The following is a 24,276-nucleotide window of genomic DNA, read 5'->3' as shown; positions in this document are numbered from 1 at the left end:
AAAGATGGACTATAGAACTTCAAGGCAATTTACGTTGGATAATGATTTGTATGCAAGCCAAGGTACTCGTCTAGCAAATTATGTTATAGACTATGTTTGTCAGCTGGTATTGCTGTTCGGCCTTGTGATAGTGCTGACGATTATCGCTCTTATTACTGGAAACGATGGTATCCTTGCGCGAATTGAAAGCATGAATATGATCGAAGAATATGCTTTAGGAGCTGTGACTGCACTAATCTACTATAATATATTCGAAATCTTTTTTTCAAGAACGATAGGAAAATTTATCACAAAAACAGTTGTTGTTGATATTTACGGCGAAAAGCCAGACAGCCAAGAAATATTAGTACGCTCGCTCTGCAGGCTGATTCCTTTTGACGCTTTTTCTTTTTTGGGAGCTCCAAACAAAGGCTGGCACGACAGTATTTCCAAAACCTATGTAGTAAACAAAGAACTATTAGAAAAGAAAAAAGAACTGTTTTATTCTTTAGATGAAATAGGAAATAATACCAACGAATTATGATGAACTGGGAACAGCTTTTATCCCTGAAAAGACAAGGCGATAAAGGAAAAAGATTGCGCAAAGAGCAAGACGATACGCGTTTGGGCTTTGAAGTTGATTACGATAGGATTATATTTTCTTCAGCATTCAGAAGCCTTCAAGATAAGACGCAGGTAATTCCGCTTTCAAAAACAGATTTCGTGCATACACGACTGACGCACAGTCTGGAAGTGTCTGTGGTCGGACGTTCTATCGGCAGGCTTGTCGGAAAAAAAATTATCGAAAAATACCCGCATCTGCGAGAAGTTCATGGCTATCAGCCGAATGATTTCGGAGCTATAGTTGCTGCGGCTTCCTTGGCTCATGATATTGGCAATCCGCCATTTGGTCATTCGGGTGAAAAAGCAATCGGCGAATATTTCAAGATTGGAAACGGAAAGCAATTCAAAGACCAGCTTTCTGAAAAAGAATGGCAGGATCTGATTGATTTTGAAGGAAATGCCAACGGTTTTTCACTATTGACGGCATCTCGCCCAGGTATTGAAGGCGGGCTTAGAATTTCGTATGCTACTTTGGGAGCTTTTATGAAATACCCAAAAGAATCTTTGCCTAAAAAGCCGACAAGTCATATTTCTGATAAAAAATACGGCTTCTTCCAGACTGATAAGGAATTCTTCTCTGAAGTCGCCAATGAGTTGGGATTGATTCCTAATAAATCAGGAAACGATATTGGTTTCGAAAGACATCCGTTGGCCTTTTTGGTCGAAGCAGCCGATGATATATGCTACACGATTATTGATTTTGAAGACGGAATTAACCTCGGATTGGTTTCGGAAGATTTTGCGCTAGAATATCTTATCAAATTAGTCAAAGACAGTATCGATACCAAAAAATTCAATGCACTAATTACTAAAGAAGACAGAATAAGCTATTTGAGAGCTTTGGCAATAGGCAGTTTGATCAATGATGTCGTGCAAGTTTTTATCGAAAATGAAGAACAGATCTTGCAAGGAAAATTCCATTATGCTTTAACAGAAAAAAGCAAGTATACGGCCCAGATGAATGATATTATCAGCTTGAGCGTGAAAAACATTTATCAAAGTAGGGAAGTCATTGAGAAAGAATTAGTCGGATATCAAATTATCCAGACGTTATTGGACAAATTCATCACAGCTTTTAACAACAAATTCCATGATCAAGCCTCGAATTACGACAAATTGCTGTTAAAGATGCTTCCGGAAAAATTCCACAACGAAAAGGACAACCTCTACAAAAGGCTATTGCATATCTGCCACTACGTCTCGCTTCTAACGGATGGAAATGCGCTCGAATTGTTCAATACGATAAACGGAAGAAAGAAGCTGTAATAAGCCTAGAAGCTGTAAATCAACCCGACGCCAAGCATCTGTTTGAATTGTACTTTTGGCCCAACAATAACCTGCTCGCCATTGATTTCTTCTTTGGCCTTGATGTCGTGATCGTAAATTAAGTGGGTATTGATGTTTGCACGTACGTATTTGTTGACGATAAAATCCAGCTGTACTTGCCAGTCCACGTCAATATTTCCGAAATTATTGATGTAATCAGTATAAAGATTCAGCTTGTTTTCAAAATTTATATTCTTGAAAAGCTCTTTTTTATAACCGCTTGTAAAAAGGAAACCAAGCTCTGTTCGGGAGTTTTTTCCTTCGGAAATCATTGCCCCCGTCACTTCATCATAAACGGCTTTATCAACCCCGAATGCTCCTTGGTCAGCCAATCTTTGATCCAAAACCAAAGTGTTTTTTAAAGTGAGTGGTGAAATATACAATTGCAGGTTTTTCTTTTTATTATTATATTCGGCTCCGACCCCAAGGAAAGTGTAGGCTGGAGCAAAAGGTTTCGAAATCGCCAGATCTGTATTTGGATAGGCATAACCACTTGTGAATTGCGTGTTGAAATTGAATTTCGCACTATGAAACCAATTCGAAGTAGTATCTCTTCTGTAACCAAAAGTGGAATTGAATTGGAAAGCATCGTCAGTTTTTCTCAATTCGACACCATCTTGCTTGCTAACGCCATAACGGACAATCAATTCGTTAAGCCATTTTACATTTCCGTTTTCATATTTTCGGGTAAACGTACCTTTTAAAAGTCCTGAAATAGCGCTGTTTCCACCCGCACTCCAATTGACAAAAGCAATTTCGTTTAAGTCAAATCCTATGACATTTTTCTTTTCCCAGTGCGTTACTTTTTTGACTATTGCCGAATCTAGCTTTTTGGATTGAATAGTATCTACCGATTGAGCGATAGAATTGATAGAAAAAAGTAAGAATAACCCTAGGGTCAGTGAAGATAATCTCATAACAGGCGTATTAAATTTAAGGAATATGCAAAAATCAGTAATTTTGGCAGTTTTCAAAAATTATTTGCAGGTTTTTTGAATCTATTTTACTAAAACGTTGTAGTTGGTCAATCGTTCCATGCTCGATAAATTCATCAGGAATTCCTAAAATTTGTATCCTTTTTGTGTAGTTGTGGAATGCGGCAAATTCTGTTATAGCACTTCCGAAACCGCCTTTTGCCACTCCATCTTCAAGAGTGATAATAGTTTCATATTTCTTAAAGATAGTATGCAGAAGCTCCTTATCTAAAGGCTTGACAAAAGGGAAATCATAATGAGAAAAATCTTCAGGATTCGCTATGCCAGCCAAAGCAGGTATAACGTTATTGCCGATGAATCCGTTAGAAAGTATGGCGATTCTCTTTCCTTCTTTCAATAATCTACCTTTTCCGATGGCAATTTTTTCAAAAGGTCTTTTCCAATCTACGATGACGCCACGGCCTCTTGGATATCGAATAGCAATCGGGTGATTCAATCCTAACTGCGCCGTATATAAAATATTTCGCAAGCCGATTTCATTCATTGGCGAATAGATAATCAGGTTCGGAATACAGCGTAGGTAAGCCAAGTCAAAAACACCATGATGTGTGGCTCCGTCTTCACCAACTAATCCCGCTCGGTCCAAGCAAAAAATGACAGGAAGATTTTGAAGTGCCACATCGTGGATGACCTGATCATAAGCTCGCTGCAAAAACGTTGAATAAATATTGCAATAAACAATCATTCCCTGTGTTGCCATTCCTGCTGCCAAAGTCACGGCATGCTGTTCTGCAATTCCTACATCAAACGCGCGCTTCGGAAAAGCATCCATCATAAACTTAAGCGAACTTCCCGAAGGCATGGCAGGCGTAATACCAACAATTTTCTGATTCTTTTCCGCCAATTCCAATAAAGTCAGTCCAAAGACATCTTGAAATTTAGGAGGCAGGTTTTCTTCTGATTTTAAGATAATCTCTCCCGTCAGTTTGTCAAATTTGCCAGGAGCATGGTATTTTACCTGATCTTTTTCGGCCTGTTCCAAGCCCTTGCCTTTAGTAGTAATGATATGTAGGAATTTAGGGCCTTTTATACTTTTAAGCCTTTTTAATTCTTTAATAACAGCAAAAATATCATGTCCGTCGATGGGTCCTGAATAATCAAAATTCAACGACTTTATCATGTTGTTTTCACGGGGATTTTTTCCTTGTTTTACAGCTGTCAGGTAGTTTTTTAAAGCACCTACGCTCGGGTCAATTCCGATGGCGTTATCGTTTAAGATGACTAATAAATTTGCATCGGTTACCCCGGCATGATTTAATCCTTCAAACGCCATTCCTGAAGCAATCGACGCATCGCCTACAACAGCAATATGGTTTTTTTCAACATCACCATTTAGATTGGAAGCAATCGCCATTCCTAAGGCGGCAGAGATTGCCGTAGAAGAATGCCCTACACCAAAAGTATCATAAATACTTTCGCTCCTTTTTGGAAAGCCAGAAATGCCTCCCCATTGCCTGTTTGTATCAAAATTATCTTTTCTGCCAGTAAGGATTTTATGCCCGTACGCTTGATGTCCGACATCCCATACCAATAAATCGTCAGGCGTATTAAAAACATAATGAAGCGCAATCGTCAATTCAATAACGCCGAGACTAGCGCCAAGATGTCCTTCCTTGACAGAAACGATATCAATTATAAAATCACGTAGTTCTCTGCCGAGAGTAGGTAATTCCGATTCTGCCAGCTTTCTTAGATCTTCAGGAGAATTTATATTTTGAAGGATGGTTTTGCTCATTTCTAGATTAAAAATCAAATTTACGATATTGTTTTCTATTTTTGGGCTATGGAAAATACCTACACCGACGAATATTTCATGAAAAAAGCGCTACAAGAAGCGGAGATTGCTTTTGAAAAAGGCGAAATCCCTGTTGGAGCGATTATTGTCGTTGAGAATCGTGTCATTGCGAGGAGCCATAATCTTACAGAAATGCTGAACGATGTTACGGCTCATGCAGAAATGCAGTCGATTACAGCCGCTGCCAATTTTTTGGGAGGGAAATACCTTAAAAACTGTACGCTCTATGTTACCTTGGAACCTTGCCAGATGTGTGCTGGAGCCTTGTATTGGAGCCAGATTTCAAAAATTGTTTTCGGTGCCAGAGACGAACAAAGAGGATTCATGGCTTTGGGCACAAAACTACATCCAAAAACAATCGTAGAATATGGCGTTTTAGAAGCAGAAGCTTCTAGTTTGATGAAGCGTTTTTTTCTGGAAAAACGTAAATAGTCCTCTGTTTTAAGAAGAAAATCAAAACGTAATTTTTCTTACTAAAAATTTAAAAAATTAATCCTATATTTATTACAATAAAGACGAGCCATATTCAGTTATGGTGAAATGTCACTAAGGACAAAACCTACGTTCAACTTCTAATCAATCATTTTATGAAAACTGGAAAATTAATGCTGTTGGTTTCAGTATTTTTTTTGTTAAATGCATGTAAAAAATCTTCGCCTGAAGATTTTGATTCTGATTTTTCGCTTTATCGTGATTATGTTACCAGTTTTTCATCGGGAATGATTTCCGCCAATTCTGATATTCAGGTCGGACTGGCATTCTCGAAAGCAGAATGGAAACCAAATCAAGAATTGGACGAGGATATCTTTGATATTTCTCCTAGTGTCGACGGAAAAGTTGTCGTACTGCCGAATAATATTTTGGCTTTTCAGCCGAAGAAAAAGCTTAAGCAGAACGAGCAATACCAAGTAACCCTACATCTTGATAAGCTTATTGAAGTCCCAAAAGAACTTGCTGACTTTAAATTTACGGTGAAGACTATCGAGCAGGATTTTAAAATAGAAACCCAAGACTTGCAATCCTATACAAAAGACACGCAATTCTTAAATGTACTTCTGAAAACTGCCGATAACATGGATTTGTCTACAGCCAAAAAACTTGTTTCAGCACAGCAGAACGGAAAAGAACTTCCGATAAAATTTAATGAATCGGTCAAATCGGCAACGGAGTTTTCTTTTGTCGTGGATCAGATTCAAAGAGGAATTGAAGACAGCAAGATTATCATCAAATGGGATGGAAGCAATGCTGATATAAACCAAAAAGGAGAGAAAGAATTTGCAATTCCAGGCAAAAATAACTTTACGATTGTTGACGTAAAAATTGGCGATGAAAACAATCAGTCGGTTCATATTAATTTTTCAGATCCTTTAAAGAAAAGCCAAGATTTTAGCGGTCTTGTGGCGCTCGAAACAGCCAATAACCTGCGTTATGCTGTCGATGGCAATGTCTTGAAAGTTTTTTCAGATGTTGCGTTAGATGGCAAATTACTGCTAGAGGTTTTCCAAGGAATTGAAAATACGGACGGCTTTAAGATGAAGAAAAGTTATGCCGCAAAAATCACCTTTGAACAAATCAAGCCAGAAGTGCGATTCGTAAAAAGCGGTACGATTCTGCCAAGTTCCAATAACTTAAAAGTAAATTTTGAAGCCGCGAACTTGAAAAAAGTAGATGTAAAAGTATTCCGCATTTTTGAAAATAACGTACTTCAGTTCTTGCAAGACAACGAATTGAATGGCAATTACGATTTAAGAAAAGTAGCTCTTCCAGTCGCTAAAAAAACATTGGAATTAACGACCAACAAACTAGCCAATTATAAAAAATGGAATACCTATTCTTTGGACTTGTCTACGTTAATCAAGCCAGAGCAGGGTGCTATTTATCGCGTAGAGTTTTCCATCAAAAAAGCCTATTCTCTATATACTTGCGATACTCCTACGGAAGAAGAACCAGCGGAAGAAGAAGACCAAGAACCAGAAGATTTTTCTACGTATGATTCTTATGATTATGACTATTATGACTATGATTATGACTGGAACGAAAGAGAAAATCCGTGCCATAAGTCCTACTATTCTAACAATAAAGTAGCTACAAACATATTGGCTACCGATTTGGGTGTCATCGTAAAACGAGGCGAAAACGGTTCCTATTTCTTTGCAGTGAATAATATTGTAACGACAGAGCCGGTTTCAGGAGCAACGGTAGACTTATACAATTACCAGAAGCAAAAATTAGCTTCTTACAGTACGAATGGTGAAGGTGTTGTCAACTTCAGTATCGATAAAAAAGCCTTTTTTGCCATTATCAAAAAAGATAAAAATACAACCTATGTCAAGCTAGACGATGGAAATTCACAGTCGGTCAGCAATTTTAATGTCGATGGCGAAGCACTTCAAAAAGGACTGAAAGGTTTTATTTATGGAGAACGCGGCGTTTGGCGTCCGGGTGATACGATCTATTTATCGTTCCTCCTGAATGATAATTCTAGCCGATTACCAAATACGCATCCGATCAAGCTGAAATTGTCCGATCCGAATGGAAAAGTAGTATATCAAAAAGTCCAAAAATATTCGGATAAGAACCACTATAAATTTGCTTTCAAGACGCAGCCAAATGCACCGACAGGCAATTATGAAGCAGTTATTTCTGTTGGAGGTGCTCGTTTCTATAAATCTGTAAAGATTGAAACCATCAAGCCAAACCGATTGAGAATCAAAAATGGTTTTGAAGGGAAAGTACTCTCAGCTTTTCATAAAAATGATGCTAGGGTAGATGTAGCCTGGTTGCACGGTGCCATTGCAAAAGACTTGAAATTAGAAATGCAGGCGAAATTTACGCAACAACCAACAACATTCAAAAACTACAGCAAGTATATTTTTGACGACCCTTCCCGTAAATTTTCTACAGAAGAAGTAAATATCTATTCTGGAAAAATTGATGAAACAGGAAAAGCCAACGTAAGCATCCAGCCAAGATTGCAATCACAAGCACCGGGAATGTTGAAAGCTGCTTTCATCACAAAAGTCTATGAAAACGGAGGGGATTTTAGTACCGATGTAATTACAGCGACGTATTCTCCGTTTCAAACCTATGTTGGAGTAAAAGCTCCAGAACCAAACAAATATGGCATGCTGGAAACAGGAAAAAGCAATGCTTTTGATGTGGTTACGGTAGATGAAAACGGAAGGCCGAAATCGGTCAGAAATTTAGAAGTAAGAGTCTATAAAGTAGAATGGCGCTGGTGGTGGGATGCTACTGATGATTTGTCAAACTACAGCAGTTCGACAACCAACACGCCTTTTTATTCTCAAGTAGTAAATACCGACGGTTTAGGAAAAGCCCGTTTTCAATTCAAGACAGACGAAGACGAATGGGGACGTTATCTCGTTAGGGTAACAGATCCGAACGGCGGACATTCTGCTGGAGAAACAGTAATGATAGACTGGCCAATCTGGTCTGGAAAAACAAGAAATTCAACTGGGGCTGAGGCAAAAATGCTTGTTTTTTCTTCGAATAAGGAAAAATACAATGTAGGTGAAAAAGCAACCGTTTCCTTTCCGTCAAGCGAAGGCGGCCGTGCTTTGATTTCTCTTGAAAATGGTTCGCAAGTAGTTGAAACGTTATGGGCAGAAACTAAAAAAGGAGAAACGCAGGTGGAAATTCCGATTACCGCTAAAATGGCTCCGAATGTATACATTCACATCACATTATTGCAACCACATGCCTCAACCAAAAATGATTCGCCGATTCGCTTGTACGGAATTATTCCGATAGAAGTAGTCGATAAAAATACGGTTCTAGAACCGCTGATAGCCATGCCGAATGTTCTAAAACCAGAACAGAAAACAACAATAAAAGTAAGCGAGAAAAACGGCAAGGCCATGACCTATACGATTGCGATTGTCGATGAAGGCTTGCTAGATCTGACGCGATTCAAGACGCCGAATGCGTGGAATAGTTTCTATTCTCGCGAAGCCTTGGGCGTAAAAACGTGGGATATTTATGATGATATAATTGGAGCCTACGGTGGTAAAGTAAACCAGATTTTTAGTATTGGTGGTGATGAAGATTTAGGCGGTGGAGCAGCTAAAAAAGCCAACCGATTTAAGCCAGTCGTGATTTACCTCGGACCATTTGCGTTAGCTAAAGGACAGACAAAAGCCCATGAAATTACCCTTCCAAAATATGTCGGATCTGTTAGGACGATGGTAGTAGCTGGTGATGCCAAAACCAGCGCTTATGGTAGCGTTGAGAAAGCAACTCCAGTCAGAAATCCTTTGATGATTTTGGCATCATTGCCAAGAAAGGTTTCTCCAGGAGAAAAAGTAACCTTGCCGGTGACGGTATTTGCGATGGAAAAACATGTCAAAAATGTTTCCTTGCAGTTGAAAACGAATAACGGTTTTCGTGTAATCGGAGCTTCAAAACAAGCGATGTCTTTTGCGCAGCCTGATGAAAAAATAGCCTACTTTGATTTGGAAGTAGGAGATCTGACGGGTATCGGAAAAGTAACTGTTGTTGCCACTTCTGGAAAAGAAAAAGCAAGTTTTGATGTCGAATTGGATATCTTGAACCCAAATCCGGTAACGCAAGACTATAAAGAATTGGTATTGGAACCGAATAGCTCAGGTACGATCAATTGGAGTGCTTTTGGAGTTGCAGGAACAAATACAGCTAAGCTTGAAGTTTCCGCATTCCCATCTATGGATTTCAACAAGCGTCTGGATTATTTGATTCAATATCCGCACGGATGTCTGGAACAGACAACGTCTAGCGTTTTTCCACAATTGTATTTGGCCGATATTGCCGATGTTGATGCCACACGTAAAGCCAAAATCCAAAAGAATATAACAGCAGGAATTCAAAAATTAGCACAATTTCAGTTGGCAAATGGAGGCTTTGCGTATTGGCAAGGAAACCAAACGCCAGACGATTGGAGCACGACTTATGTGGGACACTTTTTGATTGAAGCCGAAAGAAAAGGCTATGCACTTCCGGCAAATCTAAAAAAACAATGGATTGCCTATCAGTCGAAAACAGCCAAACAATGGCGTTATAACGAAGGGTATCACAATGATTTCCCACAGTCGTATCGATTGTATGCCTTGGCATTGGCAGGTTCTCCAGATTTGTCTTCGATGAACCGATTGAGAGAAACGTCTGGAATTTCAAATGAAACCAAATTAAGGCTGGCAGCTACTTATGCATTGGCTGGACAGAAAAATGTTGGAATGACATTGCTAAGCCAAAGCAGCATAGACGAAGAAACACAATACGGTTATTACTATTATTATGGCTCGAGCGAAAGAAACCGCGCGATGGCATTAGAAACATTATTGTTACTTGGACGAAAAGGCGAAGCATTTACGATGGCGAACAAATTGGCAAAACAAATGTCATCAAACCAATGGATGTCAACACAGACTACGGCCTATTGCTTGTATGCTATGTCGAAATTCGCACAGCAAAATGGAACGAAAGGTATTGACGTAAGCTTCACAAGCAAAGGCAAATCACAAGCTATTAAGACCGCAAAAACATTTGCCGACAGAACATTACAGGTTTCAGGCAGCGGAAATTCCGTAACGGTTAAGAATAACAAGAACACGACGCTTTATGTAAAAGTGATTACCAGTGGTATTCTTCCAATCGGACAGGAACAAACCGAACAAAGAGGTCTTGCTACCGATATTGTTTTCCGCGATAGAAAAGGAAATGCAATTAACGTAGCTTCTTTGGCGCAAGGCACTGAATTTGTTGCTGAAGTCACGGTTTCCAATACCAAAGGCGAATCTGTCGAGAATGTTGCATTGACGCAGATTATTCCGTCAGGCTGGGAAATCGTCAATACGCGTTTCACCGATTATGGAAGTTTTGCCGACAACAAGGTGGATTATACAGACATTCGCGATGACCGTACGAATTTCTATTTTACGTTGAAATCGAATGAAACCAAAACGTTCAAGATTCTTCTGAATGCCTCATATCTCGGGAAATATTATCTTCCAGGCGTACAATGCGAAGCCATGTATGACAACTCTTATTATGCAAGAACGAGAGGGCAATGGGTCAATGTCGTGAAATAAATTTCCGCTCAATAAAATGATTTTTAGAAGGGAAATTATATAATGAAGTAAGAATTGAAGAGTAAAATAAAAGCGTTTCTGAAACGCATTATTGATAAAATAAAACGCAATCCGAAAAAATCCATTTTTTTCGGATTGCTTTTAATGGCCTATTATTTCTGCCTGCCAAGAACGCTTTTCGAGCAACCTTATTCAACGGTTATCGAAAGCGAAGAAGGCGAGCTCTTAGGTGCTAAAATAGCTCGTGACGGACAATGGCGATTTCCAGCCCAAGATTCCATACCTGAAAAATTCAAAAAATGTATTGTCTATTTTGAAGACGAACATTTTTACCAGCATCCCGGATTCAATCCTGTCGCGATGGTAAAAGCCGTAAAGCAAAATCACGAAGCAGGAAAAGTAGTCCGTGGTGGAAGTACGCTGACACAACAAGTCATCCGACTTTCCAGAGACGGAAAAAAACGAAGCTATTTTGAAAAACTCATCGAATTGGTTTTGGCGACGCGTTTGGAATTTCGCTATTCTAAAGAAAAAATCATTGAATTGTATGCCGCGCATGCTCCTTATGGTGGTAATGTCGTGGGTTTAGAAATGGCTTCTTGGCGTTATTTTGGCGTACAGCCACACCAATTATCTTGGGCTGAAACCGCAACTTTGGCGGTACTTCCAAATGCTCCAAGTTTGATTTATCCTGGTAAAAATCAGCAACGGCTTTTGAATAAGCGCAATGGGCTGCTCAAAAAACTATATGAGGAAAAAGTAATTGATAAGACGACCTATGAGCTTTCTATATTGGAAGACTTGCCACAAAAACCCTATGATTTGCCACAAATTGCACCGCATTTGCTGCAGAATGTTGCCAAGAAGGAAGAAGGACAACGAATCAAGACAACGGTCAAATTTGCATTGCAAAATAGGGTGAATCAAATCGCAGGACAATATTACAATCAATACCGACAGTCAGAAATTTACAATCTTGCGATTATTATTGTAGATGTAGAAACAAGAAATATTATCAGCTATGTTGGGAATTCGCCGACAGATAAAGACCATCAAAAAGATGTCGATATTATAACGGCGCCAAGAAGTACGGGAAGCATCTTAAAGCCGTTTTTATACGCTTCTATGCTCGATGCTGGCGAAATATTGCCGAATACATTGGTTCCGGATATTCCGACGCAGATTGCGGGTTATAGCCCAAAAAATTTCGACTTGACGTATGACGGAGCTGTTCCAGCCCATCGCGCCTTGTCGCGATCGCTGAATATTCCGTCGGTTTTGATGCTGAGAGACCATGGCGTTTATCGATTTTATGACCAATTGCAGCAGTTTAAATTGCGGGATATTAACAAACACCCGAACCATTACGGGCTTTCGCTGATTCTCGGCGGAGCAGAAAGCAATCTTTGGGATTTGACAAAAACCTACGCAGGACTGACTTCTACAATGAATTATTTTACGACACATTCTGCAAAATATCGTACCAATGAATTTACAGAATTGAATTGGACGCTTGGTAAGGAAATGGATTTCGGAAAAGAATCGTATGACAAGAAAAATTTAGGAGCAGGATCGATTTGGCTGACTTATAATGCCATGAAAGAAGTCAATAGACCAGAAGGAGACGAAGCTTGGAAGTTCTACGATTCTTCGCTAGAAATCGCATGGAAAACAGGTACAAGTTTCGGAAATCGTGACGGCTGGGCCATCGGCACTAATTCGAGATATGTCGTAGGCGTGTGGGTTGGAAATGCTTCTGGAGAAGGAAGACCTTCTTTAACAGGTGTTGGAAGTGCGGCGCCTATTTTGTTTGACGTATTTAATCTATTACCACGAAAAAAATGGTTCGCAACTCCGTATGATGATTTGGAAGAAGCCGAAGTCTGCCAATTGAGCGGCCATATAGGTGGAGAAAACTGTCCAAAAATCAAACAATCGATTCCGCTAAAAAGCAAGCAGACTACCGTTTGTCCGTATCATAAAATGATACATTTGGATGCTTCGCAACAGTTTCAGGTGAATAGCAATTGCGAGGATGTAGACAAAATGGTGACGAAGCCTTGGTTTGTTTTGCCTCCCGTAATGGAACTGTATTACAAGACCAAACATATCGATTATGTTTCATTACCACCGTTTCGAGCAGATTGCTTAGGAGTATCATCTTATTCGATGGATTTTATTTATCCGAAGGAAAACGGAAAGGTCTATCTGACCAAAAACTTTAATGGAGAAATACAACCGTTTGTATTGAAAGTGGCCCATTCCGACGAAAGAGCAAAACTATTCTGGTATCTGAATGATACGTTTTTAGGAACCACGCAAACGTTTCACGAGATGTCTGTAGAAGCAAAAACAGGAAAATATTATATTACAGTGACAGATGAATCAGGCAATGAAATCAGCAGAAGAATCGAGATTGTAAAAGAATAATCTACTTAAAAGAAACAAAAAAACCGCCAATCTCACGAAAGGCGGTTTTTTATTTAATCTCTAATTTCATTTCCATGTTTGTCATAGAAATGGTATTCTAAAAACGTGTAAGCGTCACGAGGTATTATTTTCACCCATTTTTTATGTTCAAAAAACCATTTTGAACGTAATGATGGAAAACCTTTAGTAAGGTATGCTGCCACAAAAGGATGTGCATTAAGCACTACTTTTTTATGGGCTTTCAATAGTCGTTCAACATCTGAAGAAATCTTATCGACAATCAGAATCGGAGCTTCAATTTCCCCATTTTCATTGTTGGGATCTTCTTCTCTGGTCTTGATGTTTACTTCAGGTCGTACTCTTTGCCGCGTAATCTGGATCAATCCAAATTTGCTTGGTGGCAAGATTTTGTGTTTGGCTTTATCATCGCTCATTTCTTCTCTCAAGAAATCGTAAAGGACTTTACGGTTTTCTGGATTGGACATATCAATAAAATCGACAACAATGATGCCGCCCATATCTCTCAGGCGGAGTTGTCTTGCCACTTCTGCAGCGGCGATGAGGTTTACTTCCAAGGCAGTATCTTCTTGATTTGAAGCTTTGTTTGAACGGTTTCCGCTATTGACGTCGATGACGTGCAATGCTTCAGTATGCTCAATAATCAAATAAGCTCCTTTGCTCATCGATACTGTTTTTCCGAAGGAAGTCTTGATCTGTCTCTCTATGTTATATTTTTCGAAGATAGGCGTGTCTTTTGATTGATAAAACTTCACTATTGATTGTTTTGAAGGTGCAATTTCTTGCAGATAATCCTTCGTTTCGTTGTACAACTCTTCATCATCAATGTGAATACCGGTAAAGGTATCATTAAATACGTCTCTTAAAATTGAAGAAGCTCTGTTGAGCTCTCCTAATATTTTTGACGGATGATGAGCAGTTGGTAATTTTTTACACATTGCAGTCCATCTGCTGAGCAGATTCTGCAAATCTTTGTCTAGTTCGGCTACTTTTTTGCCTTCTGCTACTGTTCTCACAATAACACCGAATCCTTTTGGTCGGATTGATTGTACTAAGCGTTTAAGACGATCTTTTTCTTCTTTGGATTCTATTTTTTGTGATATAGAAACTCTATCAGAAAAAGGAACGAGAACAATAAATCGACCGGCAAGAGAAAGCTCAGAGCTGATTCTTGGGCCTTTTGTCGATATAGGTTCTTTGACGACTTGTACTAAAATGGACTGGTTGGCACTAATTACATCAGTGATAACGCCATCTTTGTCAATCTCTTTTTCAAAAGGAAAGCTTTTTAGGGAGAAATCTTTTATTTTACCTGCGCTTACAAGTTTGATGAATTTCAATTGGGAAGCTAAATTTGGCCCTAAATCGTGATAATGCAAAAAGGCATCTTTTTCGAAGCCTACATTTACAAAAGCAGCGTTTAATCCCGCAACGGGCTTTCTGATTTTGGCAATAAAAATATCGCCGACCTGAAAGTTGCTTTTTTCTTCTTCCTTGTGCAATTCAACTAGTTTTCCATCTTTTAATAAGGCAAAATCTACGGCTTCCGAACCAGATCGGATGATCAGTTCTTTATTCACACTGTAAATTTTTATCTGTTTTTTCAGAAAATAGAATATAGAGAGAAGAGTGTAGATTTAAAAACCTAAAATCTAAAATCCAAAATCTAAAATCTTATTTACAGATGGATTAAACAATTATTTAACAGGTATTGTACCCGGAGAAAATAGTCTTGAGAAGAAAAAACCAAGGGTTAAGAAGCTTAGCCCTTGTTTTTGTTCTATTCTCTTAATCAGTCTATTTTCAAATTTCAATGAACTATTGTAAATATTCTTAAAAAAGAAAAAAGTAGTCAGACTACTTTTTCTTCTTGTGACGGTTAGCTCTCGCTCTCTTTTTACGTTTGTGAGTCGCTACCTTATGTCTTTTTCTCTTTTTACCACTTGGCATATTTTGAAAATTTAGTGATTAATAAATTAGTTTACTTTTGCTTCAGTATTCGTTTTAACTCCTTCAACAAAAACCTTTGCTGGTTTGAATGCAGGAATATTGTGTGCAGGAATTTTAATTGTAGTGTTTTTTGAGATATTTCTACCTGTTTTTTCAGCTCTTGTTTTGATGATGAAACTACCAAAACCTCTTAAGTAAACATTATCACCAGTTTCCAAAGAGTTTTTTACTTCGTCCATAAAAGACTCAACTGTTGCTTGAACGTCTCCTTTTTCAAGACCTAATTTTTCTGAAATTTTCGCAACGATATCTGCTTTCGTCATTTTCTTTCTTATTTTAAATTTATTGTGTAAAATTTTGAGGTTGCAAATATATGAATTAAAAAAACAATATTTCAACCATAAACGATTAAAATTTAATAACATAAACTTTTACTTTTGCTAACCAATTTTATCTGATGAATTTTTCTAACTCGTTAATCCAATGGTATTTACAAAATAAGCGTGATTTGCCTTGGCGAAACACGGTCAATCCATATCATATTTGGCTGTCGGAAATTATGCTCCAGCAGACCCGTGTTGCACAAGGTTTGCCTTATTTTTTATCATTTACCGCTTCATTTCCAACTGTTTTTGATTTGGCCAATGCTGATGAAGAGCAGGTGTTAAAACTTTGGCAAGGATTAGGCTACTATTCTAGAGCCAGAAACCTTCATAATACCGCAAAATATGTGGCTTTTGAATTGGGCGGAATTTTTCCGGATAACTATAAGGATTTGCTACAGTTAAAAGGAGTAGGAGAGTATACGGCCGCGGCTATCGCTTCTTTTTCGTATAATGAAGTAGTTCCTGTAGTTGATGGTAATGTTTTCAGGGTCTTGTCAAGATATTTTGATATTGAAACAGATATCGCTTCCAGCGGCGCGAAAAAAGAATTTACGGAATTGGCCGCTGCATTGATTCCAAAAGACAAGCCGGCGCTATTTAACCAAGCGATTATGGAATTTGGTGCATTGCAATGTGTTCCGAAAAATCCAGACTGCGAAATATGTGTCTTGAATTCAGGCTGCTTGGCTTTGCAGAAGCATAAAGTAAACCAGCTTCCGGTTAAACTGAAGAAGACCAAAGTGAGAAATCGCTATTTTAATTATTTGGTTTTTTCTGACGATAACGAGCAGTATCTTTTAAGAAAAAGGACCGAAAAAGGGATATGGCATAATTTATATGAGTTTCCTCTTATCGAAACTGAATCTGAAGTAGATTTTGATGAAATTTCAAAATTGATTTCTGAGGAATATGGCTCAAAATTTGAAATCTTGTCAATAAAGTCGTTAAATAATGAGAGTATCTTACATAAATTATCACATCAGCATTTGTATATACGTTTTTTAAGGGTGAAAATTCAAGGTGTGGCTGAAAATGCAATATCTTATGAATCAATGATTTCTTTTCCATTTCCGATAGTAATTCACAATTTTATTGAAAAAGATTTGCTTTGATAAGCCAAATTTGATAGAAATTATTATATTTGAAGGTTTCTACTAACTCCCCACGAAAAATGAATGGTACGTTAAATAAAGTGATTTTGATAGGACATTTAGGCGATGATGTCAAAATGCACTATTTTGAAGGCGGTAACTGCATCGGCAGATTTCCCCTTGCAACAAATGAGATTTACATAAACAAGCAAACTAATGAAAAGATTGCTTCTACCGAATGGCATAATCTCGTTGTTCGTAACAAAGCCGCCGAAATCTGCGAAAAATATCTGTCCAAAGGAGACAAGATATACGTTGAAGGAAGAATAAAATCCCGTCAATGGCAGACTGAAGAAGGCATTACAAAATACACCACAGAAATTCAGGTAACTGAATTTACTTTCTTGACCACAAAGAAAGATATTGATGCTGGAAAACAAGGATCCTCAGTTGATGTAAAATCTGCTAATTTTGATTCAAGCTCCCAAGAAGAAGATCTTCAATACTAATAATGTTTAGGAAAAGTATAGCACTTTTAATTTCTGGATTTATTGTCGTTTCGGTATTTAGCTGCCAAAATGATACAGTTCCAAAACCTGCTGGCCAGTTAAGGCTGGAATATCCTATGGCTGAATACGTGCATTTTGAAAATAATTGCCCTTTTACATTTGATATGAACGAGGATGCTGTTATTTCAGATAAAGGAACTTGTAATTTTACGATCAGCTATCCTAAAATGAAAGCTACCATTTATCTGACGTACAAGCCGGTAAAAAATGATATCGAAGCGCATTTAAGAGATGCCCAGACTCTGACTTACAAGCATACAATTAAGGCAGATGATATTATGGAGCAGCCTTTCATAAATGAAAAGAATAAAGTGTATGGTATGTTTTATAAGGTAGGAGGCAATGCGGCTACTAATGCACTGTTTTATGCTACTGACAGTACTAGGCATTTTGTGACGGGTTCGGTATATTTTTATGCAAAGCCCAACTTTGATTCGATAATGCCTGCTTCGAGTTATGTCAAGAATGACATGCAGGTCTTAATGGAAACCTTACGATGGAAACAATAAAAAAAGAGAACCAAATCGGTTCTCTTTTTATTTGTATATGGGCCAAGACCTAAGCGCTTTTTGCTTTTTTCTCATCAGCTGAGCAAGATTTTTTTCCTGAGCAGCATCCGCCAGCTTTTGCATCTTTTGATTTCTCATCGTGGCAAGAAGCTTTTTTGTCGTCTTTTTTCTTTTTCTCTTTTTCCTTTTCTTTCTCTTTGTAAAGCATTGCTTTGTCTCCAGACGATTTTACATTTGAAACTTTATAGGTTTCGCCGCCAGCAACAGCTTCTACTGTTTCTACTAATGTTTCAGGAGTCTGTTTTGCCGCGTCATAAGCTACGGTTGCTGTTTTTTTCTCGAAGTCAACTTTAGCCTCTTGCACTCCGTCAAGGCTGGCCAGTTTTTTCTCGATTGTTTTTGCGCATCCTACAGCACAAGACATGCCATCAATTTGGAAGCTTGCTGTCTGAAGATTGGCAGCAGTTGTTTTTTCAGCTGTTGAATCTTTTGCAGTTTCTGTTGGCTCTCCAGCTTCTGTTGCTTTTGGCTCGTTCTTGCAGCTAACGAACATGATTCCAGATAGTGCAAGGACTAATAATGATTTTGAGAAATTCATAGTATTGTGTTTAAAATTTGAATTAACAATTCCTTTGACTTATAAAGGTTTACAAAATTAATAAAAAAAGAAACCTGAAATTCATTAAAATAGCAGAATTTTGGGCAACAAAATAATAGCTATGAAAGCAATCCAGTCCAAATGGTTTTTCTTGATTTTTCTTTCCTTGATTTGGGGAAGTTCTTTTATCCTTATAAAAAGAGGTTTGGTTGGATTGACGCCTTTTCAATTGGGGTCGCTGCGTATGATTTTTGCTGCTGTTTTTTTGCTGTCTGTTGGCTTTAGAAGCCTAAAGAATATCAAACAGCATCAATGGAAATATATCGCTTTGACTGCCATGATGGGGACATTTTTTCCAGCTTATCTTTTTTCCATCGCTCAGACGCAGATTGACAGTTCGATCAGTGCTATCTTAAATTCGTTGACACCATTGGGGACTCTTGTTTTAGGTGCCTTGGTTTTTGGACTGAGTTTTCAAAGGAGGCAGGTTTTCGGCGTTATAATTGGTTTGCTTGGAAGCGCTTTGCTGATCTTAAACGGTGCCGTCAATCATCCCGGACAGAATTATTGGTTTGCTACTTTGGCAATTTGCGGCGCAATCTGCTATGCTATTAATGTAAACTTGATTAAAAAATATCTTTCAGATCTGAATCCGTTAAGTATTACAGTCGGCAATTTTACGGTTCTGCTGATTCCGGCTTTTATTATTTTGTGCTGTTCGAATTTCTTTGAAGTGGCACATCTTCCGAACGTAAAAACATCAATGCTTTTTGTCGGAGTCTTGGCTGTTTTTGGGACCTGTGTTGCGAATGTGATTTATTTTAAGCTGATACACATTTCATCGCCAATTTTTGCTTCTTCAGTTACGTATATGCTGCCTGTAGTGGCTTGCGTTTGGGGAATTTTAGATGGCGAGAGCCTGACTTTGGTTCAAGCTTTGGGTGCTTTTATTGTCTTGATTGGAGTTTATCTGTCGGCTAGGAAATAGCTAAATGAAAAAAGGCTGTCATTTCTGACAGCCTTTACTTTTTATGCTTGAGTTTGATTATTTGAAATCTGTTTCAGAAACACCTTCGTTGATTTTTACATCAGAAGCTGTTAATTCGATTTCGATACCAACGTTCAAAACTGTTTTGAAAGGAACTTTCACGCCTTTTACATCTTTGTAGTCAGAGAATGTAACTAATTGTGTCATTTGCTGTCCTTGTGCTTCTTCAACGTTTGATTCTGCAATTTTCAATCCTGTTTTTACATCGTAGAAAAGCGTCTTTTTACCGTCTTTGATTGCATAAGCGTCTTTTCCATCAATTGATTCGATTCCAGATAATGTGATTCCTGGTTTTGAAGCCAAAGTCAATTCTGGGAAAGGAGCAGCGTAGAATTTAGCATCAGCAATTTTAGCCGCATCGTAGTCTTGTTTTTGACCTTGAGCAGACTCGTATCCTTTTGTTCCGTCAAAAACTTCTTTGCTTAATGTTTGTCCCATGCCTGTAACTTCGTCAGCTTTTTTACCGCTAGCAGAAGATTTTCTAGTCATAGTTACTGCAATCCCTTGAACATTTCCAGTTAAAGTAGAGAATACAGTTTTTACCGCTTTTGCGTTTTTATCACCACCGATAGCTTTGATATAGTTTTCAAAAACTGTTTTAGCAGTTACTCCAGCAGGAACTTCTTTTTTAGCAACTGGTTTTTCTATCGGGTTTCCGAATTTATCAAAATAGAACATTGGGATTCCTAATTTTTCAAGACCTGGCAATACTTCGCTTCCTTTTCCTGTAATTACAACTCTTGTGTTGTCGGCAAGGAAGTATTTATTTGCTACTCTCATGATATCATCTGCAGTTACAGCATTGATGTTTTTGATATAGTTTTCGTAGAAATCAGCTGGAAGACCTTGTGTTTTAGTCAATAAAGCATAACGTGCTACAGTTCCAGGTTTTTGGATTTGCATTACAAAATTTCCAACATAACCCGCTTTTACGTTTTTCAACATATCTGGAGCTACTTTCTCCGTTCTGATTCTTTTCAATTCTTTGAAGAATTCAACTACGGCACTGTCTGTTACAGCATTTCTAACTTGAGTATTCGATTTGAATTTTCCAACATATTTGTCACCGCGGATGCTAGAGCGAGCGCCGTAAGTCCATCCGTGAGCCTCTCTCAAGTTCATGTTAAGGTAGCTGTTGAAATCTCCTCCGATAACTTGGTTTGCCAAAAGAACTGCGAAATAATCTTTATCAGTCATTTTAAGGTTAGAAACATTTACCAAAGCAATTTCTGATTGAACTGCATTAGGCATGTCTACAAAGTTGATTTGAGTGTATTGAACGTCTTTTGGATCTGAGTAAGTCACTGCAGGAGCGCTTGCTTTTTTCCATGAACCGAAATATTTCTCAACTGCTTTCTTAACGTCTTTGAATTTTACATCTCCAATAACAACTAGGTATGCATTTGCAGGCACGTAATAGGTATTGTAGTTTAAGATGGCATCATTTAAAGTTACTTTGTTGATTACTTCTTCTGTAAGGTATTCTCCGTTTGGATGGTTTTTTCCGTATACCAAAACGTCCTCAACTCTTGAAGCTACAGCTTGAACACTTTTCTCTTGCGTTTTAAGACCTTCAATAAGTTTTGCTTTTTCTTTGTCGAATTCTTCTTGAGTGAAAACAGAGTTTAGGGCTCCGTCGGCCATCAATTCAAGGATTCTGTCAGAATATTTAGAAAGCCCAGAAGCATAAGCTCCGTTAGAGTTGAATCCGATGTTCGCTCCTAAAAAGTCAACTTCTTCGTTGAAAACGTCTTTAGACATTTTTTTAGTACCGCTTCCGATCAATGCGCTTGTAATGTCAGCAACTCCTTTTTTGTCGCCTTCTGCATAAGGAGCATTGTCTAATGTCAGGTTATAAGAAACTCTTGGAAGCTTGTTGTTTTCGACAACCATTACTTTCAATCCGTTTTTCAATTCAAAAGTCTCAGGTTTCCCGATATTGATAACTGGAGCTGGACCTGGTTTTGGCTGTGGTCTGTCTTGTGCTTGCATAATTACTGTTAAAAACAAGCTTGATAAAATGAATATTGTTTTTTTCATGATGTATATCTTAGTTTTGAGCTTTGTCTTTTGCTGGTACGTAATCCAAAATCAATCTTTGGTTTGGGTTCAAGTATTTTTTTGCAACGTCTCTGATTTCTTCACGAGTGATAGAACGGTAGATTTCGTTCTCTGTGTTGATCAAGTTGATGTCGCCATAAAGCAAATAGTATGTAGCTAGATTTTCGGCAATTCCTTCAACAGAAGAGTTGCTGTTTACATATTGATTCTCAAATTTGTTTTGCAGTTTTTGGAAATCTTTCTCAGAAATCAATTCAGTCTGAAGTTTTGTAACTTCCTCATCAATTTCTTTAGTAAGACTTTCAAGCGTAGCATCTCCCATTGGCAAACCGTAGATGAAGTAAACGCCGTAGTCTTCTTGGCTGTAGTTGAATGCGCCAATTTCTAGAGCCATTTTCTTTTGGTCAACGATTTTTTTGTACAATCTAGAGCTTTTTCCATCGCTCAAGATAGAAGAAATCATATCCAAAACTTTCGCATCACGAGTTTTCATTGATGGCGTTCTGTAAGCAGTTACTAACATCGGAAGCTGAATGTTCGGGTCTTCGTAAGTTGCTTTGATAGGTTGAGTGATCGGGTCTTCCGTAAAAGTTTGTTTTGTAAGATCAGTTTTTCCTTTTGGAATTGAACCGAAATATTGTTTTACCCATTTAATTGTTTGAGCATAATCAATATCACCTGCCACGACAAGAACTGCGTTATTAGGAACGTAGAATTTTTTGTTGAACGCTTGGAATTCTTCTAAAGTAGCTGCATCAAGGTGTTCCATAGAACCGATTGGAGCCCAACGGTAAGGGTGTTTCTTGAACATGTTTTGTTTTACAGCTGTAAAAAGATTTCCGTATGGCTGATTGTCAACACGAAGTCTTTTTTCTTCCTTAACAACTTCATTCTGAGTGTCAACACCAATCTGGTTGATTACAGGGTGCATTAATCTTTCAGATTCCATCCACAATCCTAGTTCAAGGCTGTTTGAAGGGAAAATTTCATAGTAGTACGTTCTGTCGTCAGAAGTATTTGCGTTATTGGTACCACCGTTTCCTGAAACGATTTTGAACCATTCTCCACGACCGATATTTTTTGTTCCTTCAAATAAAAGGTGTTCAAAAAAGTGAGCAAAACCAGTTCTTTCAGGGTTTTCATCTTTTGCACCCACGTGATACATTACAGACGTAATTACAACTGGAGCTGATTTGTCTTGATGCAAGATAACATGAAGACCATTTTCTAGTGTATATTCTTCAAAAGCTACTTTTTGAGCTGAAGCGACACTTCCGAGCATGAGAACTGAACCCAAAGCCATTAATGATTTTTTCATAACGATTAATAATTTGTTATTGATTTTGACATTTGTATGTCAAATGTGTGTTTTGTTACGCCAAATGTAACTTTTTTTCAAGATTTTTTTAAGAAAAGATAACTTTTTAATGGGACTAAATCCATACTTTTCAGGATTATCCTTCAAAAGCGCTTCTTTTGAGGCTAAAAGGCTGTCTTTTTGAAGGTTGAAATTTTTTTCTCCGTGAGAATTGCAGGATTAATATTTAATTGTATATTTGCATCCTTAAAAATTAACTAAACATCATTGTTATGTACGCAATCGTAGAGATAGCAGGGCAACAATTTAAAGTAAGCAAAGACTTAAAGGTTTATGTTCACCGTTTGGCTGACAAAGAAGGAGATGCAATTTCTTTTGCAAAAGTTCTTTTGTTGGATGATAACGGAACAATCACTTTAGGCGCCCCGGCTGTAGAAGGTGCTTCTGTAGAAGCCAAAGTGTTACAACACTTAAAAGGAGATAAAGTAATCGTTTTCAAAAAGAAAAGAAGAAAAGGTTACAAAAAGAGAAACGGACACCGTCAGTATTTGACTCAAATCCAAATCTCTGGAATTACTGCTCCAGGTGCAAAAAAAGCTGCTGCTAAAAAAGAAGCTGCTCCTGCAACTGAAGAAACAGTAGAAGCTCCAAAGAAAAAAGTTGCTAAGGCTAAAAAAGAAGAAACTCAAGAATAATTAACATTTAAAACTAATACGTCATGGCTCATAAGAAAGGTGTCGGTAGTTCCAAGAATGGTAGAGAATCAGAATCGAAACGTTTAGGTGTTAAGATTTATGGTGGTCAAGCTGCAATCGCTGGGAACATCATCGTTAGACAAAGAGGTTCTAAACACAATCCAGGAGAAAACGTTTACATGGGTAAAGATCATACTTTACATGCAAAAGTTGATGGAGTTGTTAAGTTCCAAAAGAAATCAGATAACAAATCTTTCGTTTCTGTTGTTCCATTTGAAGCATAAGAACAAGATTTTTGATATTAAAAAGCCCATTCGAAAGAATGGGCTTTTTGTTTTGTTGTTCTTTTTTATTCGACTTTAGCTTTCTCTAAAGTATTGTTATAGCCTTCCTTCATATCTTCTTTGGCTTTTTTTGCTCCTTCTTTAATATCTTCAGAAGTTTCTTTTATGCCGTCTTTTGTAGCTTCCCAAGCACTTTTCGCTTTGTCTACAGCCGCTTGAGCTATTCTTTCGGCTTCTTTATCGCCTTTTGCTTTTGCTTCGGCTAATTTCTTTTCGGCTTCATCCAGATTCGCTTTTGCTTTTTCACTCAATTCGAGATCCAGATTGCTTTTGGTTGTCGTTGTTGTTACGGTTGTATTGCCATCACCATCTGTAGTTGTAACAGTTTCTTCTTTTTTGCAGGATGTAGCGAGTAACATACTGCCTATCGCTACCGTAAAAATTAGTTTTTTCATAAGGTTATAATTTAGTTTTTTATAAAAATAACAAAAAAACGACAAGATGAAATAAATTTCAC

19 protein-coding genes are annotated in these 24,276 nt (G+C 37.9%); 11 read left to right on the top strand and 8 right to left on the bottom strand.

The window, feature by feature from the left end; genetic code table 11:
• Positions 1-4: 4 nt before the first annotated feature.
• Together CLV94_RS05345 and CLV94_RS05340 are read left to right on the top strand one after the other, a co-directional pair.
• The gene (locus tag CLV94_RS05345; RefSeq protein WP_121375393.1) at positions 5-523 is read left to right on the top strand and encodes an RDD family protein; all 519 of its coding nucleotides are present in this window, start codon (positions 5-7) and stop codon (positions 521-523) included.
• Entirely contained in the window at positions 523-1,869 is a 1,347-nt protein-coding gene (locus CLV94_RS05340; RefSeq protein WP_121376234.1) for a deoxyguanosinetriphosphate triphosphohydrolase, read from the top strand. Before CLV94_RS05345 ends, CLV94_RS05340 begins: the two co-directional genes overlap by 1 nt.
• A gap of 5 nt (positions 1,870-1,874) precedes the next feature.
• On the opposite strand, the gene CLV94_RS05335 is transcribed toward CLV94_RS05340, so the two are convergent.
• Together CLV94_RS05335 and CLV94_RS05330 are read right to left on the bottom strand one after the other, a co-directional pair.
• Positions 1,875-2,846: a DUF3078 domain-containing protein gene (locus tag CLV94_RS05335; protein WP_121375392.1), complete on the bottom strand. Its 972-nt coding sequence runs from the start codon at positions 2,844-2,846 to the stop codon at positions 1,875-1,877.
• A gap of 34 nt (positions 2,847-2,880) precedes the next feature.
• On the bottom strand, positions 2,881-4,659 hold the full coding sequence (locus CLV94_RS05330; RefSeq protein WP_121375391.1) for a 1-deoxy-D-xylulose-5-phosphate synthase: 1,779 nt from the start codon (positions 4,657-4,659) through the stop codon (positions 2,881-2,883).
• A gap of 48 nt (positions 4,660-4,707) precedes the next feature.
• Between CLV94_RS05330 and CLV94_RS05325 the strand changes: the two genes are divergently transcribed.
• The 3 genes from CLV94_RS05325 (at position 4,708) to pbpC (ending at position 13,232) form a co-directional block, all read left to right on the top strand.
• Positions 4,708-5,151: a nucleoside deaminase gene (locus CLV94_RS05325; protein ID WP_121375390.1), complete on the top strand. Its 444-nt coding sequence runs from the start codon at positions 4,708-4,710 to the stop codon at positions 5,149-5,151.
• A 155-nt stretch (positions 5,152-5,306) separates the two neighbouring features.
• Positions 5,307-10,802, top strand: coding sequence for an alpha-2-macroglobulin family protein (locus CLV94_RS05320; protein ID WP_121375389.1), 5,496 nt, complete (start codon positions 5,307-5,309; stop codon positions 10,800-10,802).
• A 54-nt stretch (positions 10,803-10,856) separates the two neighbouring features.
• Positions 10,857-13,232 carry a penicillin-binding protein 1C gene (gene pbpC, locus CLV94_RS05315; RefSeq protein ID WP_121375388.1) on the top strand — a complete coding sequence of 792 codons (2,376 nt, stop codon included), beginning with the start codon at positions 10,857-10,859 and terminating at the stop codon, positions 13,230-13,232.
• A gap of 53 nt (positions 13,233-13,285) precedes the next feature.
• Here the strand turns inward: pbpC and CLV94_RS05310 are convergent, their stop codons facing one another.
• Both CLV94_RS05310 and CLV94_RS05305 read right to left on the bottom strand, forming a co-directional pair.
• On the bottom strand, positions 13,286-14,830 hold the full coding sequence (locus tag CLV94_RS05310) for an Rne/Rng family ribonuclease (RefSeq protein ID WP_121375387.1): 1,545 nt from the start codon (positions 14,828-14,830) through the stop codon (positions 13,286-13,288).
• A gap of 396 nt (positions 14,831-15,226) precedes the next feature.
• The gene (locus CLV94_RS05305) at positions 15,227-15,625 is read right to left on the bottom strand and encodes an HU family DNA-binding protein (protein WP_262671438.1); all 399 of its coding nucleotides are present in this window, start codon (positions 15,623-15,625) and stop codon (positions 15,227-15,229) included.
• Positions 15,626-15,657: 32 nt separating this feature from the next.
• Here CLV94_RS05305 and mutY point away from each other — a divergent pair, with 32 nt between their 5' ends.
• The 3 genes from mutY to gldD are packed head-to-tail and all read left to right on the top strand — an operon-like array spanning position 15,658 to position 17,755.
• Entirely contained in the window at positions 15,658-16,698 is a 1,041-nt protein-coding gene (gene mutY, locus CLV94_RS05300) for an A/G-specific adenine glycosylase (RefSeq protein ID WP_121375386.1), read from the top strand.
• A gap of 59 nt (positions 16,699-16,757) precedes the next feature.
• A complete protein-coding gene (locus CLV94_RS05295) occupies positions 16,758-17,186 on the top strand; it encodes a single-stranded DNA-binding protein (RefSeq protein ID WP_121375385.1) in 429 nt (142 codons plus the stop codon).
• Between the two features lie 2 nt (positions 17,187-17,188).
• Positions 17,189-17,755 (top strand): gliding motility lipoprotein GldD, encoded by a 567-nt coding sequence (gene gldD, locus CLV94_RS05290; protein ID WP_121375384.1) that lies wholly within the window; start codon positions 17,189-17,191, stop codon positions 17,753-17,755.
• A gap of 49 nt (positions 17,756-17,804) precedes the next feature.
• Here the strand turns inward: gldD and CLV94_RS05285 are convergent, their stop codons facing one another.
• Positions 17,805-18,353 (bottom strand): heavy-metal-associated domain-containing protein, encoded by a 549-nt coding sequence (locus tag CLV94_RS05285; protein WP_121375383.1) that lies wholly within the window; start codon positions 18,351-18,353, stop codon positions 17,805-17,807.
• A 121-nt stretch (positions 18,354-18,474) separates the two neighbouring features.
• Here CLV94_RS05285 and CLV94_RS05280 point away from each other — a divergent pair, with 121 nt between their 5' ends.
• Positions 18,475-19,341 carry a DMT family transporter gene (locus CLV94_RS05280; RefSeq protein WP_121375382.1) on the top strand — a complete coding sequence of 289 codons (867 nt, stop codon included), beginning with the start codon at positions 18,475-18,477 and terminating at the stop codon, positions 19,339-19,341.
• A gap of 57 nt (positions 19,342-19,398) precedes the next feature.
• On the opposite strand, the gene CLV94_RS05275 is transcribed toward CLV94_RS05280, so the two are convergent.
• On the bottom strand, positions 19,399-21,441 hold the full coding sequence (locus CLV94_RS05275; protein WP_245982450.1) for a M16 family metallopeptidase: 2,043 nt from the start codon (positions 21,439-21,441) through the stop codon (positions 19,399-19,401).
• Positions 21,442-21,451: 10 nt separating this feature from the next.
• Positions 21,452-22,780, bottom strand: coding sequence for a M16 family metallopeptidase (locus tag CLV94_RS05270; RefSeq protein WP_121375380.1), 1,329 nt, complete (start codon positions 22,778-22,780; stop codon positions 21,452-21,454).
• A 272-nt stretch (positions 22,781-23,052) separates the two neighbouring features.
• Between CLV94_RS05270 and rplU the strand changes: the two genes are divergently transcribed.
• Entirely contained in the window at positions 23,053-23,475 is a 423-nt protein-coding gene (gene rplU, locus CLV94_RS05265) for a 50S ribosomal protein L21 (protein WP_121375379.1), read from the top strand.
• Between the two features lie 23 nt (positions 23,476-23,498).
• The gene (rpmA, locus tag CLV94_RS05260) at positions 23,499-23,759 is read left to right on the top strand and encodes a 50S ribosomal protein L27 (protein WP_056067915.1); all 261 of its coding nucleotides are present in this window, start codon (positions 23,499-23,501) and stop codon (positions 23,757-23,759) included.
• Between the two features lie 65 nt (positions 23,760-23,824).
• Here rpmA and CLV94_RS05255 read toward each other — a convergent pair whose 3' ends face one another.
• Positions 23,825-24,214 carry a hypothetical protein gene (locus CLV94_RS05255; RefSeq protein WP_121375378.1) on the bottom strand — a complete coding sequence of 130 codons (390 nt, stop codon included), beginning with the start codon at positions 24,212-24,214 and terminating at the stop codon, positions 23,825-23,827.
• Positions 24,215-24,276: the final 62 nt, after the last annotated feature.

The sequence above is a fragment of the Flavobacterium endophyticum genome, from assembly GCF_003634455.1.
In the GTDB taxonomy this organism is placed as follows: Bacteria; Bacteroidota; Bacteroidia; order Flavobacteriales; family Flavobacteriaceae; genus Flavobacterium; species Flavobacterium endophyticum.
Note: the sequence above shows the minus strand (reverse complement) of the source record. Positions and strands in the feature narration are given on the sequence as shown.

Bases quoted from the DNA above. Each gene is read 5' to 3' on its own strand.
- CLV94_RS05345 (WP_121375393.1), top strand. From the start codon at position 5: ATGGACTATAGAACTTCAAGGCAATTTACGTTGGATAATGATTTGTAT.
- CLV94_RS05340 (WP_121376234.1), top strand. From the start codon at position 523: ATGAACTGGGAACAGCTTTTATCCCTGAAAAGACAAGGCGATAAAGGA.
- CLV94_RS05335 (WP_121375392.1), bottom strand. From the start codon at position 2,846: ATGAGATTATCTTCACTGACCCTAGGGTTATTCTTACTTTTTTCTATC.
- CLV94_RS05330 (WP_121375391.1), bottom strand. From the start codon at position 4,659: ATGAGCAAAACCATCCTTCAAAATATAAATTCTCCTGAAGATCTAAGA.
- CLV94_RS05325 (WP_121375390.1), top strand. From the start codon at position 4,708: ATGGAAAATACCTACACCGACGAATATTTCATGAAAAAAGCGCTACAA.
- CLV94_RS05320 (WP_121375389.1), top strand. From the start codon at position 5,307: ATGAAAACTGGAAAATTAATGCTGTTGGTTTCAGTATTTTTTTTGTTA.
- CLV94_RS05305 (WP_262671438.1), bottom strand. From the start codon at position 15,625: ATGTTATTAAATTTTAATCGTTTATGGTTGAAATATTGTTTTTTTAAT.
- mutY (WP_121375386.1), top strand. From the start codon at position 15,658: ATGAATTTTTCTAACTCGTTAATCCAATGGTATTTACAAAATAAGCGT.
- CLV94_RS05295 (WP_121375385.1), top strand. From the start codon at position 16,758: ATGAATGGTACGTTAAATAAAGTGATTTTGATAGGACATTTAGGCGAT.
- gldD (WP_121375384.1), top strand. From the start codon at position 17,189: ATGTTTAGGAAAAGTATAGCACTTTTAATTTCTGGATTTATTGTCGTT.
- CLV94_RS05285 (WP_121375383.1), bottom strand. From the start codon at position 18,353: ATGAATTTCTCAAAATCATTATTAGTCCTTGCACTATCTGGAATCATG.
- CLV94_RS05280 (WP_121375382.1), top strand. From the start codon at position 18,475: ATGAAAGCAATCCAGTCCAAATGGTTTTTCTTGATTTTTCTTTCCTTG.
- CLV94_RS05275 (WP_245982450.1), bottom strand. From the start codon at position 21,441: ATGAAAAAAACAATATTCATTTTATCAAGCTTGTTTTTAACAGTAATT.
- CLV94_RS05270 (WP_121375380.1), bottom strand. From the start codon at position 22,780: ATGAAAAAATCATTAATGGCTTTGGGTTCAGTTCTCATGCTCGGAAGT.
- rplU (WP_121375379.1), top strand. From the start codon at position 23,053: ATGTACGCAATCGTAGAGATAGCAGGGCAACAATTTAAAGTAAGCAAA.
- rpmA (WP_056067915.1), top strand. From the start codon at position 23,499: ATGGCTCATAAGAAAGGTGTCGGTAGTTCCAAGAATGGTAGAGAATCA.
- CLV94_RS05255 (WP_121375378.1), bottom strand. From the start codon at position 24,214: ATGAAAAAACTAATTTTTACGGTAGCGATAGGCAGTATGTTACTCGCT.